We start from the raw sequence: 13,335 nt of genomic DNA, 5'->3' as shown, positions 1-13,335 counted from the left end.
CTCCAGCAGCTTGGCGGTGAGGGGCCGGTTGGAGGCGTCGTCGGTGTCGACCAGGTGCAGCCGCCGCCGCGCGTGGGAGGTGGGCACCCCCGGCAGCAGCTCCAGCACCGCATCCACCACCAGCTCCGCCAGGGGCTTGCTGGTGGCATACACCATTCGCACCCCCGGATCCCGCAGCCGGATCAGCGAAAACAGCTGGCGCTCCTCGTAGTGGTGGGCGCCGGTTACCAGGTCGATCTGGTTCTGGTCCATCGACAGCGACGGCACCATCAGCACATCCACATCCGGGCCCTGGGCGTTGGTGGCCAGGCCCCACTCGGGCTGCAGCTGGGCCTGGAGCTCGTGGAAGCTGAGCAGCGTCATGGCGGCAGGTGCAGGATCTCGGCGTGTCCACCATGCTGGCCCCACCGTCACCCCCATCCATGGCTGCTGCGTTGGAGTCGCTGCTGCACGGGCTGATCAGCCTGGGCATCGCCCTGGTGCTGGCGGGATTCATCCTCGCCACGGCCACCCAGCACGGCCGTCACGGCAACCCCCAGCTCGCCGCCGACAGCCTGCACATGCTCTGGTCGCCGGCGGTGTTCGCCGGGGTGGGTGCCCTGCTGATCGCCAATGGGCTGGTGCGCAGTCTTTGGCTGATGCGCCCGCGGAGCAGCAGGGTGCGGCCCCGGGTCGTGGTTCCGCCGCGTGACGCGCCGCCAGCGCCGGCTCGAGCGGCTCCGGCCCCTGCTGAGGCTCCAGCCCCTCCCGATGCCTACAGCCGGGCCTGCGCCGAGCTGGGGGTGGAGCCCGGCAGCCCCTGGCCCGTGGTGCGCGCCACCTGGCGCCGCAATCTCTCCCGCTGGCACCCCGACCAGGGCGGTAGCCCCGAGCTCTGGAGCCGCAAGCTGGCCGCCTACACCCTGCTCGAGGCCTGGCAGCAGTTCGAGCACCCCGGCGGGCCCTAGGCGCTGTAGCCCTTGCGCGCGGGAATCGGATAGGGGATGCGGCGGTGGCGCATCCGCCTCCACACCCGCACGAAGGCCCGCACCAGCAGTTCCAGTTCGGCCCGGCTGATGCCGCTCTCGGCCAGTTGGCCGTCGCTCTGGCGGGCCTCGATGATCCGTCGCACCATCGCCCGCGCCTCGGTTTCGCTGGTGCCTGGGGGCAGGGAGCGCAGGGCGGCCTCACAGCCATCCGCCAGCATCAGGATCGCCGTCTCGCGGCTGCGGGGTGTGGGCCCCCGGTAGCGGAAGCGCTCCTCGGCCATGGCCGGATCCCGCTCCCTGGCCTGGTGCAGGAAGTAGCCCATCTTCAAGGTGCCCTGGTGCTCCGGAATGAAGTCGGCCAGGGGCCGGGGCAGCCGGTAACGGCGGGCCAGCTTCAGGCCCTCATCCACGTGGGCCTGGAGGATGGCGGCGCTGGCGAGCGGGTCGTTGAGCGTGTCGTGGGGGTTGGTGCCCTCGCCCTGGTTCTCGATGAACCACTCCGGGCCGTGCAGCTTGCCCACGTCGTGATACAGCGCCCCGGTGCGCACCAGGTCGATGTCGGCCTGGATGGCCCGGGCCCCCTCCTCCGCCAGGCCGGCGATCATCAGGGTGTGCTCGAAGGTGCCGGGGGCCTCCACCGAGAGCCTGCGCAGCAGGGGCCGCTGCAGGTCGGCCAGCTCCATCAGCCGCGCCCGGGTTACTAGCCCAAAGAACGTCTCCATCAGCGGCGCCAGCAGCAGGCCCGCCATCAGCAGGCCGCCCAGCAGCAGCGCCTCGCTGAGCAGGTCCACCTGGCTCGGCCGCAGCACCGATTGCAACAGCAGCCACTGCACCGCCAGGCCCGCGCCCGGCAGCAGCACCGCCAGTTGCAGCAGTTCGGCCCGGCTGCGCTGCCGGCCAGCTGCCACCGCCGCCACCGTGCCCACCGCCCCCGCCACCAGCAGCCGCACCCCCGCCAGGGCTGTGAACGGCACCGGCCAGAGCAGGCTGCCGGCCGCCAGCCAGGCCAGGCCGCAGGGAGTGCCGAGCCCCTGGGCCAGCAGCAGGGTGGGCGGCACCAGCAGCACCAGCGGACTCGCCAGCGGCCCCAGCCACAGCGAGAAGCCCTGCATCACCAGCAGAGCCCCGAGGGCCAGCAGGGCCTGGCGGGGCTCCAGGCAGGCGCGCCAGCGGCGCAGCACCAGCACCAGCACCCCTGCCACCGCCAGGGCCTCGAGGAAATGGCCCAGCCAGGTGAGCGGCCGGGGCCGCCGGTTCACCAGACCGAAGTAATCGAGCACGTCGAAGGCCTGGGGGCTGATCGTCTCCCCCTGGCGGGTGATCAGGTCGCCCTGCTGCACCTCGATGGTGGGGATCCCCTGCTGGGTGATCAGGGCCTCGATGCGCCGCTGGCTCAGCCCCGGATCACTGCGCAGGTTGGAGTGGCCCTGCAGGGAGCTGGCCAGCAGCCGCGCCCCCAGCCCCCGCGGCACCGCTGCCAGCGGTTCGAGCTGCAGGGTGGCCGCCTCCAGCAGCTGGCCCTCGGCTACCCCCGGCGCCAGCCCCTGGCTCAGCATGCGCAGCTGGGCCTGGCGCACCTCCCGGCCCCAGGCCGTGAGCTCCGCCGCCCCCACGGTCCGCAGCCAGGTGCGCTCCTCGGCGGTGATCGTTACCGGCTCCACCCGGGGCTGGTCGCTGTTGGCCTGCAGCTCCACCGCCCGCAGGCCCTTCTCCAGTTCCTGGCCCAGCTGGCGGTTGGCCTGCTCGTCCACCACCTGCACGGTGGTGCGGGGCACCATTTCCTGGCGCCGTTCCTCGAGCGCCGTGCTGTCCACCACCCGGGCGGCCTTGGGGGCCCGGGCCGTGAAGGGGGCCGCCATACCGGGCCGCAGGCTCGGCTCCACCAGCCAGGGCCAGCTGGCCACCAGGGCCACCAGGGCACACACCAGCAGCACCGAGGCCGTGTCGCGGGCGCGCCACACTCCCGGCGACTGGCGCGGACGCTCCAGCCGCAGCAGCTGACGCCAAAGGGATCGCAGCCACCGCCACACCATGGGCAAACGCTAACCCTGCCGGTGGGCTGGCACGCCCCTGGGATTGCAAGCTGGAGGGACGCAGTCGTTGTTTGCCCCATGGCCACCCGTCTGGACGGCCGCCAGCTCGCCGGTGAGATCGAAGCCCGGCTGCAGGCGGTGATCGCCGAGCATCTCCCCGCGGTGGGGCGGCCCCCCGGCCTGGCGGTGCTGCGGGTGGGCGACGACCCGGCCAGCGGCGTGTACGTGGCCAACAAGGAGAAGGCCTGCGCCCGGGTGGGCATCACCAGCCTCGGGGCCCACCTCAGCGCCACGGCCAGCCCGGCCGAAGTGCTGGCCGCGGTGCAGCGCCTCAACGCCGACCCCGCCTGCGACGGCATCCTGCTGCAGCTGCCCCTGCCGGCCGGCCTCGACGAGGGCCCGCTGCTGCTGGCGATCGATCCCGATAAGGATGCCGACGGGCTGCACACCCTCAACCTGGGCCGGCTGCTCAAGGGTGAACCGGGGCCCCGCAGCTGCACCCCCGCCGGCGTGATGGCCCTGCTGGCCCGCCATGGGGTGGAGCTGGCCGGCCAGCGGGCCGTGGTGGTGGGCCGCAGCATCCTGGTGGGCCAGCCCATGGCCCTGATGCTCCAGGCCGCCCACGCCACCGTGAGCGTGGCCCACTCCCGCACCGCCGACCTGGCTGCCCTTACCCGCCAGGCCGATGTGCTGGTGGTGGCCGCCGGTCGCCCCCGCATGATCGGCGCCGAGCATGTGAAACCCGGTGCCGTGGTGGTGGATGTGGGCATCCACCGCACCGAGAGCGGCCTCTGCGGCGACGTGCGCTTCGAGGAGGTGGAGCCGATCGCCAGCGCCATCAGCCCGGTGCCCGGTGGCGTCGGCCCGATGACCGTCACCCTGCTGCTGGTGAACACGGTAGTGGCCTGGTGCCGCCGCGCCGGTGTGGACCACGGCCTGGACGATCTGGTGCCCTAAGCGGCGGAGGCTTGGGATCGCTTGGGCTGCCTGGAGAGACCCATAGGGCCCCGTTGAGGCCCTCCTGAATTCTGTACAGGTTGTACGGAATTCAGGAGAAGTCCTGCAAGCAGTGGGGGTGGGCCGCGTCAGCGCCGCTGGCGGAAGTCCTCCATCCAGGCGCGCCACTGCTCGGCGGCCACATCCCGGCCTCCCAGACCGAAGGCCAGGGCTGCGGCCACGGCGATGGCGCCCAGCAGCAGGCCGAAGGCCAGGTTGACGATGTCGGGGGCGACGCCGATCTGGCGCAGGGCCATGGCGCCGCTGAAGGCGACGATCGCCACCCGCGAGATCTGGGCCAGCAGGGCGCCCTGCTGGCTGCCGGAGCTGCGCAGCAGCCCAGCCGCCAGGTTGGCCAGGTAGAGCCCCACGCCGAACACCAGCAGCCCCGCCAGCACCTGGCCGGACAGGGAGAGCAGGCCCGTGACCACGCCGGTGAGGGCCGGCAGGCCGAGCACGTCGGTGGCTGCTACCAGGGCGAACAGCAGGATGCCCACCATCACCACCACGCCCACCAGCTCTGACGGCCGGCGGCGGCCCGGTGCGTTGAAGGCGCCGGCGTCACCGTCACTGAGGTTTGTGCCGCGGCTTTCAAAGCCCAGCCAGGCGAACACCCGGTCGAAGCCAAAACCCTCGAGAATCTGGGCCACCAGTTGGCCCACGAAGCGGCCGATCGCCACCGCTGCCACCAGGATCACCACGGCGGTGAACACCTGCGGCAGACTGCCCATCACCTGGTTGAGCATGGCGGTGGCTGGTTGGGAGATGGCCGAGATCGCCAGGGCCTCCAGGGCCGCCGTGGCCGTTGGGATCAGCAGCAGCACGTAGGTGATCGTGCCCAGGAGCCAGGAGAGCCCCTGGCCGTTTTCAGCCCTGAGCCCAAAGCTTTCGCCGAGGCGATCACCTCCGGCAGACGTCACCAGTTGGCGCACGATCCGCCCCACGCTGCGGGCGATGAACCAGCCCACGGCCGCAATGGCGGCCGCCTTGATCAGCCGCGGCAGGGCGGCAAGCAGGTCGCTGAGCAGGTTGGCCAACGGCGCCAGCTGGCTGCCCAGATTGAGGGCGTTGAGCACCAGCGGCAGGAAGAACAGCAGCACCAGCCAGTAGAGGAGGTTGGCGAGCGTTTCGCTCACCAGCAGGTGTTGACCGCTGTCGTCCACATCGATGAAGCGCTCTTCGAAGCGCAGCAGTTTGTTGCTGCGGCGCACCGCCGAGCGGCCCAAACTGGCCACCAGCCAGCCCACGGCTGCCAGCACCGCCGCGGCGCCGAGCTTGGGCAGGAAGGCAAAAATCTGGTTGAGGAACTGGTTGAGCGGTTCCGAAACCGTGGCGAGGTTGAGCACGTTCAGTGCCGCCACCACCGCCAGCACCAGGATCACCCAGAAAATCAGGGTGGCGATCCAGCGCTCAAGGGAGAAGCCCGGGCCGCTGGGCTCCGGCCCGCTGCCCACGAGGCGATCGAGGCGGGTGCGGCGCAGCAGTCGCCGGCAGGTGCTGGCCACCACGCCGGCCACCAGCCAGCCCACCAGCAGGATCGCCAGGGCACCGATCAGGTTGATCACGATCGGCAGCACCTGGGTCTGCAGGAAGGCCAGCCAGTTGTCAGGGGCGGCTGCCGGGGGCATCACCGGAACCGGTGGAGCAAGGGGGCCGGGAGCGACTGGAGGCGCGGCCGGCAAGGACGTTGGGGCCATGGTTCAGAAACCATCACACCCACCCAGGCTGTGCAGGGCGATCCGACCTGTCAGGTGTTTGTAGCGAACCTGCAGGGGCCATTAGCCCAGTGACGCACTGCTTTGCGGATTGTGCAGCGGCGCTGTGGCGGCCTGCCTGAGAGAATCCCCGCCAGGAATGGCCAGAGGCCCAGCCCCCATGACCGCGGCGGTATCCACCTCCTTTGATTTCGCCGCCTATCTGGAGGCCGCCCGGCTGAAGGTGGAGGCGGCCCTCGATGGCTCCCTCGGCCCCGAGCGGCCCGAATCCCTCCGGGAGGCCATGCGCTACTCCCTGCTGGCGGGCGGCAAGCGGCTGCGGCCGATCCTCTGCCTGGCGGCCTGTGAGCTGGCTGGAGGCGAGAGCGCCCTGGCCATGCCCACGGCGGTGGCGCTGGAGATGGTGCACACCATGTCCCTGATCCATGACGACCTGCCCGCCATGGACAACGACGACCTGCGCCGCGGCCGGCCCACCAACCACAAGGTGTACGGCGAAGCCAACGCGATCCTGGCCGGCGATGCCCTGCTCACCCGCGCCTTCGAGATGGTGGCCCTGCGGAGCCCCGGCGTGCCTGCCGAGCGGCTGCTGGCGGTGGTGGGGGAGCTCTCCCTGGCCTCCGGCGCCCCCGGGCTGGTGGGCGGCCAGGTGGTGGATCTGGAGTGTGAGGGCAAGAGCGTCGACCTCGACACCCTCGAGTACATCCACCTGCACAAAACCGGCGCCCTGCTGCGCGCCTGCGTGCTCACCGGGGCCCTGATCGCCGGCGCCTCCGCGGAGCTGCTGGCCGCCCTGGGCACCTACGCCCGCGGCATCGGCCTGGCCTTCCAGATCATCGACGACATCCTCGATGTGACGGCCAGCAGCGAGGTGCTCGGCAAGACCGCCGGCAAGGACCTCACCGCCGACAAGACCACCTACCCCAAGCTCCTGGGCCTGGAGGAATCCCGCCAGCGGGCCGATGCCCTGGTGGCCGAGGCCAAGGCCGCCCTGGCCCCCTGGAACGCCAGTGCTGCCCCCCTGTTGGCCCTGGCCGACTACATCACCAGCCGCGACCGATGACTGTCGATCCATCGGGCCAGGCTGCGCTTCTCGGGATTTTCGACAACGGCGTGCTGTGGTGGGGATTGGCGGCCTGCGGCCTCGCCCAGCTCTCCAAGCTGGTGATCGAACTGGTGGTGCATCGCCGCTGGAACCCCAAGGTGCTGGTGGAAACCGGCGGCATGCCCTCGAGCCATTCGGCCCTGCTCACCGGCACCACCGCCGCCCTGGGCTGGGTGCAGGGGTTTGACGGGCCCCTGTTTGGCCTGGCGGCCGTGCTCTGTTTCGTGGTGCTCTACGACGCCTCCGGCGTGCGTCGCGCCGCCGGCCTCACCGCCGCCCGGGTGAATCAGATGGGCAGCGACGCTCCCGCCCTCGACCCCGCCACTTTCCTCAAGCCCCTCAAGGAAAACCTCGGCCACACCCGCCTGGAGGTGCTGATCGGCGCCCTGATGGGCCCCCTGGTGGCCCTGCCGGGGCTGGTGCTGCTGGGCTCGCCGCTCCATCTGGCCCAGGGCCTGGGCTGGTTCACCCCCGTTGGCTGATCCTGTTGGCTGACGCCGAAGCTCCCGCCCTCACCGCCGACCAGCAGGCCGCGGCGGCCGCCTTCGCCGACTGGCTAGCCGCGCCTGGGGATGGCACGCCGTTTGTGCTGAGCGGCTACGCCGGCACCGGCAAAACCTTTCTCTCAATGCGCTTGTTGGCCCAGGTGGAGGCCACCGGCCTCTGCTGGACCGTGGTGGCCCCCACCCACAAGGCCGTGGGCGTGCTGCGCTCCCACCTGGCCCTGGCGGGCCTCTCGCCCACCTGGTTTCCCTCCACCATCCACCGGCTGCTGCGCCTCAAGCTCAAGCGCCAGCGCGACCTGGAGCGCTGTGAGGAGACCGAGCAGACCGCCATGGCCCTCGAGCACCTGGGCCTGGTGCTGATCGACGAGGCCTCGATGGTGGATTCCACCCTGTTGGAGATCAGCCTGCGCTGCGCCCACCCCTTCCGCACCCGGCTGGTGTTTGTGGGCGATCCGGCCCAGTTGCCGCCGGTGGGCGAGCCCGAGAGTCCGGTGTTCAGCCTGGGCCGGGCCTGCCGGGCCGAGCTGCGCGAGGTGGTGCGCCACCAGGGGCCCGTGCTGCGGCTGGCCTCGGGCCTGCGCCAGGGCGCCCTGCCCTGCCGGCGCCCGCCGGCCCTGCCACCGATCCGCACCGCCACGGGCCAGGTGGCCCTGCTGGAGCGCGGCGCCTGGCTCGAAGCCGCCCAGGCCGCCCTGCGCCGCAGCGCCGAAACCGACAACCCCGACCTGGCCCGCATCCTCTGCTACACCAACCGCTCCCTGGAGCAGCTGGTGCCGATCGCCCGCCGCGCCCTGCACGGCGAGATGGCCGACCAGCTGCCCGTGCTGCCCGGCGAGGTGCTGATCACCCGTGCCGCCGTGATGGCCCCCGCCTGCCGCGAGGGCGAGGACGCCGCCGAGGAGCCCGACATGGTGCTCGGCACCAACCGGGAGCTGGTGGTGCGCGATGTGACCCCCGAGCGCTGCGACCTGGCCGATTTCGGCATAGCCACGGCGGATCTCGGCGGCGACCTCTGCCCCCCGGTGATTGACACGCTCATGGCCAAGGTGGAGGCCGGCGACAGCCAGCTCAGCCTGCGGCTGCTGCCGCCCCTGGGTACGGCGGGCCGGAGCGCCCTCGAGGCGGTGTTGGCCCGCCTGCGTCAACGGGCCAGGGACGCTGGCAAGCAGGAGGGCAAGGGCCTGTGGCGCCGCTTTTTCCTGGTGCGGGACGCCTTTGCCTCCCTCGGTCCGGCTGCCGTGCTCACCGTGCACCGCAGCCAGGGCAGCACCTTCGCCGAGGTGTTCGTCGATGGCGATGTGTTCTGGCCCAGCGACCTGGTGCTGCGCCGCCAGCTCGTGTACGTGGCGGTGAGCCGCGCCAGCCAGGCCGTGACCCTCCAGGCCGGCGCGCCGGGTGCCGGTGCCAGCGCCCTCGCCGACCAACAGCTCTGGGGCGACTGGCTGCAGGCCGATCCCTGATGGCTGATGGGTTACGGGTGATGGGTTGCGGGTGATCGCGAGACGCTCCGGTGGGGTTCGCCCCCCGGGTTTGTGTGGGTTTGGAACGCTCCTTGAATCTGTACAACCTGTACAGGTTTCAGGAGAGGGTGTGTTGCAGGCCAGCCCTTGCCAGGACCCACCGCTCAGCCCAGCTGCAGGCCCTGGATGCCCTGCCAGCCCAGGTAGCCCGCCAGGGCCACGCTCACCAGGCCCACCAGCAGGTCGCCCTTGGCGAACAGCCACTGCTTGCCCCGCTCCAGCAGGGGCAGCACCCGTTCGGGGCCGGCCAGCACCAGGGCCAGCAGGGGTGTGAGCAGCAGGCTGGCGCTCACCAGGCTGAACACGCCGGTGGCCAGCACCTCCTGGTCGTGGCCCAGGTCCGCCGCCAGCAGGCTGCCGGCCGTCTTGGCAAACAGGAAGAGATCATCGGGGCTGGCCACCTCCAGGGCGGCGCTGATCCCCACCAGCAGGGGCAGTGGCATGGCACAGAACTGGTCCAGCTTGCGGGTCCAGGCCGGGGGCTCGGCCCCGTCCTCCTCCTTGCCCAGCAGCTCCTTGAGCCCCAGCCCCAGCAGGGCCCCGGCCGCCAGCAGGTCGAGGCCGGTGCGGTGGCTGCTGCCCTTGTCCATGGTCAGCAGCAGGCCATGGCCCACCGTGAGCAGCAGCGTCACCGCCAGGGCCGCCGTGGCCAGCCAGCCCACCACAAACCAGCCGCCCCGCTGCACGGGTTTCGGGCCCAGCAACAGCAGCAGCAGCAGGCCGATGTGCAGGGGTGAGAAGCCGATCGCCAGGCCATAGGCGGCCAGCTCCCCCAGCAGGGCGGCCAGACCCTGGCCCGTGCTCTGGAGATCAGTCATTCACGAGGGCAGCGATCACGCTGGGGGCACCACGGGGGCATTCCAACGCACCACCGTGCGCCGCTCCCGCTCATGGCCGAGCACCGAGAGGGTGGCCGTGTTCAGATTCAGCAACGCTCCGCCGCCCGGCCCCAGGCCCAGCCAGGTGCCCGCCAGGCTGCGCAGGATATGGCCGTGGGCCACCAGCGCCACCGCGCCCGCGCCTGCCTGCGATTCCACCAGCGCTTCAGCCAGGGCGATCACCCGCTGGCAGCGCGCCTCCACCTGGGGGCTGCTTTCTCCGTCGGGGCAGCCGTGGCTCCACACGGTCCAGCCGGGCACCTGTGCGCGGATCTCGGCGGTGGTGATCCCCTCGTAGCGGCCGTAGTCCCATTCCTGCAGGTCGGGGCAGATCCGGGCGTCAGCCCCCAGCCCGGCCAGCTCGGCGGTGCGCCGCGCCCGCTGCAGCGGGCTCACCAGCACGGCGGCGAAGGGCTGCCGGGCCAGCACCGGCGCCAGGGCCCGAGCTTCCGCTTCCCCTTCCGGCAGCAAGGGCAGGTCGGTGCGGCCGGTGTGGCGCCCGTTGAGGGCCCACGCGGTGGCCCCGTGGCGCAGCAGCCACAGCTCGAGCTTCGGCGCGGGCGTGGGTTCTGCCGCCACCACCCCAGTCAGCGCCGCACCTCAAACCAGTCGGCGCCGGTGGCGGCCACCTGGCTGCTGGCCACGCTGTTCACCACCGCCTCCGCCGGACCCTTCTCGCACCAGAGGCGCAGTTCGGTGAGTTCGAGGGGGGAGCCCTCGGCCTCGATTTCCACCGAGCCATCGGGGCGGTTGCGCACCCAGCCGCTGAGGCCGAGGTCCTGGGCCCGGGAGCAGCAGGCGGCCCGGTAGCCCACCCCCTGCACCTGGCCCCGCACCATCAGCCGCCAGCGCTCCTGCTGGATCTGGGGCTTGGGCTCATGGGGCTGGATGAAGCGGCGCTCGTCGGCAGCGGCGCGGCGCGCCCGGCTGCGGCGGCCAGGCGAGAGGGAATCACCGGGCATCCAGCCCAGTGGAGATGCAGCCAGCTGGCGTGCACGTTCGGCGCTGTCCATCCTTCGCTTCGCTGTGGAGTGCCCCACCCTTCAAGCTGCCACAGCCCGCCGTTTGTGGCCACAGGTTCAAGCTGCCAGCGGTGGAATTCATGGCCGCACAGGGTTTCACCCGGCCGCACCAGCAGCCCGTGGGCGGTGGCTGTGGCCTGGCGGTAGCCCAGGCTCAGCGCCCCTTGTTGGGCAGAGAAGGGCAATACCCCGGCCATCCGGTGCGGGCGGCCCTCGGCGTCGCTGAGGGTTGAGCCCAGCAGCAGCAGCCCACCGCACTCGGCCACCACGGGCAGGCCCGCCGCCGCCGCCCGGGCCAGGTCGTGGAGGCTGCGCCGGCTGGCGGCCAGCTGGGCGGCATGCAGCTCCGGGTAGCCCCCCGGCAGCAGCACCGCCCGGCAGCCCGCCGGCAGCGGCTCGTCGGCCAGGGGGCTCCAGGACACCGGTTCGAGCCCCACCGCTTCCAGCAGCTCCCCGGCCTCCGGGTAGCGGAAGTGGAAGGCCGCGTCGCTGGCGATGGCCACCGTGGGCGGCTCGGGCTGCTCCAGGGCTACAGCGTGATCCCGCAGGCACCAGCGGATCGGATCCTCGGCGCGGGCCTGGGGGGCGGGGGGTGCCAGCAGGGGTTCGAGCTGCTCGAGATCGAGGTGGCGGGCGGCCAGGTCGGCCCATTGGTCCTGGCGTTGCTCGAGGTCGTGCAGTTCCCCCGGCGGCAGCAGCCCCAGGTGGCGCGAGGGCAGCTCCAGGCTGGGGTGGTGCGGCAGCACCCCCAGCAGCGGCACGGCGATACTCTCGAGCGCTTCCGCCAGCAGGGCATGGTGGCGCTCGCTGCCCACCCGGTTGAGCACCACGCCCGCCAGCTGCACCGGCGGCGGGCCATGGTCGCGGAAGCCCCGCACCAGGGCCGCCAGGGAGCCCGCCTGGCGGGAGGCCTCCACCACCAGCACCACCGGCAGGTTCAGCTGGGCCGCCACCGCCGCCGAACTGCCCTCACTGCTGGGGCCGCGGCCGTCGAACAGGCCCATCACCCCCTCCACCAAGGCGAGGTCGGCCCGGCTGCCGTGCCAGGCGAAGCAGCGCTCCAGCCACTCCGGCCCGCACAGCAGCGGATCGAGGTTGCGGCAGGTGAGGCCGCTGACCCGGCTGAGCAGCTGGGGGTCGAGGTAGTCGGGCCCCACCTTGAAGGGCTGCAGGCGCCGGCCCTGGCGCCGGGCCCAGGCCGCCAGGCACAGCGACACCAGGGTCTTGCCGCTGCCGCTGCTGGGCGCGGCGATCAGACAGGCCATTCAGGGCGGGCTCTCAGGGCAGCAGTTTGGCCGCGAGCGGCGCGGCGGCGGCCAGCAGGGGGTTGGTGGAGTCGTGGCCGCCCGAGAGCAGCCGCGCCATCTCCATCTCCTCGCTCTCGTTGGGCAGGGGCACCACCTCCTCGGCCAGTTCCATGCTCGCCATGCCGCCGGATTCGAGCCGCATGCAGCCGCCCGACTCCGAGCAGAGGATCACGCACAGGGGCGAGCCCTGGCTGCTTTGGCAGATCAGCCGCAATCCCACCATCGCCCCGGGGTGGGTCTTGGGCACGCCCACCGGTACGGGCATCTGGCGGAAGCGCACAGTTTCGCCATCGGTGCGCTCGAATTCGGCGCCGATGCCCTGGCCCATGCCCTCGCCATCCACCGCATAGGTGGAAATCAGGTGCCAGCCCAGCCGGTCGGCCAGCCAGGCCGCCAGCAGCAGCCCCTTCACCGGGTTGGTGCCCTCCACGTCGAGGTCGAGCTGCACCACATGGTTGAGCGCATCCCGGCGGGAGGGGGGGTCGAACACCATCGCCAGGGATTCGCGCCAGCTGCGCAGCCGCAGCCAGTTGAGGTCGTTGATCGGTTGGCCCGCATCGATGCGATCCACCAGCAGGTCGAGGCAGCGGCGTGGATCGCCCAACGACGAATCCACCACCAGGCGCCGCTGGCCACTGGCCAGGGCCGCCATCAGTTCGGGGGCCTCATCGAGGCTGCTGTTCCACCACACCCAGCAGGGCAGGTCGGGGGCGATCAGCGGCTGCACCAGATCCAGGCTCTGGCGCAGGGCGCCGGTGCCGCCGCGCAGCACCACCACATCGCCGCAGGCCGACCCGCCCGAGCCCTCCTCCGGCAGGGGGCAGTAGGCGGCCACCAGGGTTTCCAGGGGCTGGCCGCCATCGAGGGTGGGGGCCAGGGTGATCAGCCGCCGGGGCATGTGGGCGCTGATCGCCCCTTCCACAAACTGCCCCCGCAGGTCGTCGGCGTGGTGATCGCCGCCCAGCTGGCCGATCGCCCAGGCCAGCTGGGGATCCATCGGCGCCGTGCTCAGGGGCAGTCCGCAACTGCCGGCCGCCGCCCGGGCCGCCTCCAGCACCGTCTCGTTGAGCAGGCCGGTGATTGGCCCATCCAGCCGGCCGCAGCGCACCAGCTGCTGCTCCAGCCAGGAGCCCTCCCACACCACCAGGGTGAAGGTGGCGGCGCCGGGGGAGCTGCCCAGCTCCTGGCTCCAGAGGCGCTCCAGGTAGCTGGGCACCTCGGCGGGGGGCAACGCCAGCGGGGCCTGGAGGGTGAGTTGGGTCGACATGGGGGTACGGGCGGGAAA

12 protein-coding genes and 1 pseudogene are annotated in these 13,335 nt (G+C 72.0%); 5 read left to right on the top strand and 8 right to left on the bottom strand.

From position 1 onward, the window contains the following. Positions 1 to 363, bottom strand: a pseudogene (locus KBY71_RS06550) (carboxylate-amine ligase); the annotation flags it as partial. A 59-nt stretch (positions 364 to 422) separates the two neighbouring features. On the opposite strand from KBY71_RS06550, the gene KBY71_RS06545 reads away from it, so the two are divergent. Then, a complete protein-coding gene (locus KBY71_RS06545) occupies positions 423 to 947 on the top strand; it encodes a hypothetical protein (protein ID WP_254928142.1) in 525 nt (174 codons plus the stop codon). On the opposite strand, the gene KBY71_RS06540 is transcribed toward KBY71_RS06545, so the two are convergent. Beyond that, on the bottom strand, positions 944 to 3,001 hold the full coding sequence (locus KBY71_RS06540) for an HDIG domain-containing metalloprotein (protein ID WP_254928141.1): 2,058 nt from the start codon (positions 2,999 to 3,001) through the stop codon (positions 944 to 946). The two genes, KBY71_RS06545 and KBY71_RS06540, sit on opposite strands and share 4 nt — an antisense overlap. 78 nt (positions 3,002 to 3,079) lie before the next feature. Between KBY71_RS06540 and folD the strand changes: the two genes are divergently transcribed. Further along, positions 3,080 to 3,958: a bifunctional methylenetetrahydrofolate dehydrogenase/methenyltetrahydrofolate cyclohydrolase FolD gene (gene folD / locus KBY71_RS06535; RefSeq protein ID WP_254928140.1), complete on the top strand. Its 879-nt coding sequence runs from the start codon at positions 3,080 to 3,082 to the stop codon at positions 3,956 to 3,958. Positions 3,959 to 4,086: 128 nt separating this feature from the next. On the opposite strand, the gene KBY71_RS06530 is transcribed toward folD, so the two are convergent. Continuing rightward, positions 4,087 to 5,694 (bottom strand): mechanosensitive ion channel, encoded by a 1,608-nt coding sequence (locus KBY71_RS06530; RefSeq protein ID WP_254928139.1) that lies wholly within the window; start codon positions 5,692 to 5,694, stop codon positions 4,087 to 4,089. A 178-nt stretch (positions 5,695 to 5,872) separates the two neighbouring features. Here KBY71_RS06530 and crtE point away from each other — a divergent pair, with 178 nt between their 5' ends. From crtE to KBY71_RS06515, 3 genes are read left to right on the top strand one after another with little or no spacing between them, the layout of a single operon-like run. Continuing rightward, positions 5,873 to 6,775 (top strand): geranylgeranyl diphosphate synthase CrtE, encoded by a 903-nt coding sequence (gene crtE / locus KBY71_RS06525; protein ID WP_254928138.1) that lies wholly within the window; start codon positions 5,873 to 5,875, stop codon positions 6,773 to 6,775. Further along, positions 6,772 to 7,299 (top strand): divergent PAP2 family protein, encoded by a 528-nt coding sequence (locus KBY71_RS06520; RefSeq protein WP_254928137.1) that lies wholly within the window; start codon positions 6,772 to 6,774, stop codon positions 7,297 to 7,299. Before crtE ends, KBY71_RS06520 begins: the two co-directional genes overlap by 4 nt. A gap of 5 nt (positions 7,300 to 7,304) precedes the next feature. Further along, a complete protein-coding gene (locus tag KBY71_RS06515; RefSeq protein WP_254928136.1) occupies positions 7,305 to 8,783 on the top strand; it encodes an ATP-dependent RecD-like DNA helicase in 1,479 nt (492 codons plus the stop codon). Positions 8,784 to 8,947: 164 nt separating this feature from the next. Here the strand turns inward: KBY71_RS06515 and KBY71_RS06510 are convergent, their stop codons facing one another. The 5 genes from KBY71_RS06510 to KBY71_RS06490 are packed head-to-tail and all read right to left on the bottom strand — an operon-like array spanning position 8,948 to position 13,317. After that, entirely contained in the window at positions 8,948 to 9,661 is a 714-nt protein-coding gene (locus KBY71_RS06510; RefSeq protein ID WP_254928135.1) for a GAP family protein, read from the bottom strand. 15 nt (positions 9,662 to 9,676) lie between these two features. After that, positions 9,677 to 10,300, bottom strand: coding sequence for a histidine phosphatase family protein (locus tag KBY71_RS06505; protein ID WP_254928134.1), 624 nt, complete (start codon positions 10,298 to 10,300; stop codon positions 9,677 to 9,679). Positions 10,301 to 10,308: 8 nt separating this feature from the next. Then, on the bottom strand, positions 10,309 to 10,560 hold the full coding sequence (locus KBY71_RS06500) for an acylphosphatase (RefSeq protein WP_254928133.1): 252 nt from the start codon (positions 10,558 to 10,560) through the stop codon (positions 10,309 to 10,311). Further along, positions 10,560 to 12,008, bottom strand: a complete 1,449-nt coding sequence (locus KBY71_RS06495; protein WP_254928132.1) for a cobyrinate a,c-diamide synthase — start codon at positions 12,006 to 12,008, stop codon at positions 10,560 to 10,562. The genes KBY71_RS06500 and KBY71_RS06495 overlap by 1 nt, the downstream gene beginning before the upstream one ends. Before the next feature lie 13 nt (positions 12,009 to 12,021). Continuing rightward, positions 12,022 to 13,317, bottom strand: coding sequence for a glucose-6-phosphate dehydrogenase assembly protein OpcA (locus tag KBY71_RS06490; RefSeq protein ID WP_254928131.1), 1,296 nt, complete (start codon positions 13,315 to 13,317; stop codon positions 12,022 to 12,024). Positions 13,318 to 13,335: the final 18 nt, after the last annotated feature.

This window comes from Cyanobium sp. T1B-Tous (assembly GCF_024345475.1).
Classification (GTDB): domain Bacteria; phylum Cyanobacteriota; class Cyanobacteriia; order PCC-6307; family Cyanobiaceae; genus Cyanobium_A.
The sequence above is the reverse complement of the archived record's forward strand: the minus strand, read 5'-3'. Positions and strand labels throughout refer to the sequence as shown.

Excerpts from the sequence above, each read along its gene's own strand:
- KBY71_RS06520 (WP_254928137.1), top strand. The coding sequence starts at position 6,772 with ATGACTGTCGATCCATCGGGCCAGGCTGCGCTTCTCGGGATTTTCGAC.
- KBY71_RS06545 (WP_254928142.1), top strand. The coding sequence starts at position 423 with ATGGCTGCTGCGTTGGAGTCGCTGCTGCACGGGCTGATCAGCCTGGGC.
- KBY71_RS06500 (WP_254928133.1), bottom strand. The coding sequence starts at position 10,560 with ATGGTGCGGGGCCAGGTGCAGGGGGTGGGCTACCGGGCCGCCTGCTGC.
- KBY71_RS06510 (WP_254928135.1), bottom strand. The coding sequence starts at position 9,661 with ATGACTGATCTCCAGAGCACGGGCCAGGGTCTGGCCGCCCTGCTGGGG.
- folD (WP_254928140.1), top strand. The coding sequence starts at position 3,080 with ATGGCCACCCGTCTGGACGGCCGCCAGCTCGCCGGTGAGATCGAAGCC.
- KBY71_RS06530 (WP_254928139.1), bottom strand. The coding sequence starts at position 5,694 with ATGGCCCCAACGTCCTTGCCGGCCGCGCCTCCAGTCGCTCCCGGCCCC.
- KBY71_RS06490 (WP_254928131.1), bottom strand. The coding sequence starts at position 13,317 with ATGTCGACCCAACTCACCCTCCAGGCCCCGCTGGCGTTGCCCCCCGCC.
- KBY71_RS06540 (WP_254928141.1), bottom strand. The coding sequence starts at position 3,001 with ATGGTGTGGCGGTGGCTGCGATCCCTTTGGCGTCAGCTGCTGCGGCTG.
- KBY71_RS06495 (WP_254928132.1), bottom strand. The coding sequence starts at position 12,008 with ATGGCCTGTCTGATCGCCGCGCCCAGCAGCGGCAGCGGCAAGACCCTG.
- crtE (WP_254928138.1), top strand. The coding sequence starts at position 5,873 with ATGACCGCGGCGGTATCCACCTCCTTTGATTTCGCCGCCTATCTGGAG.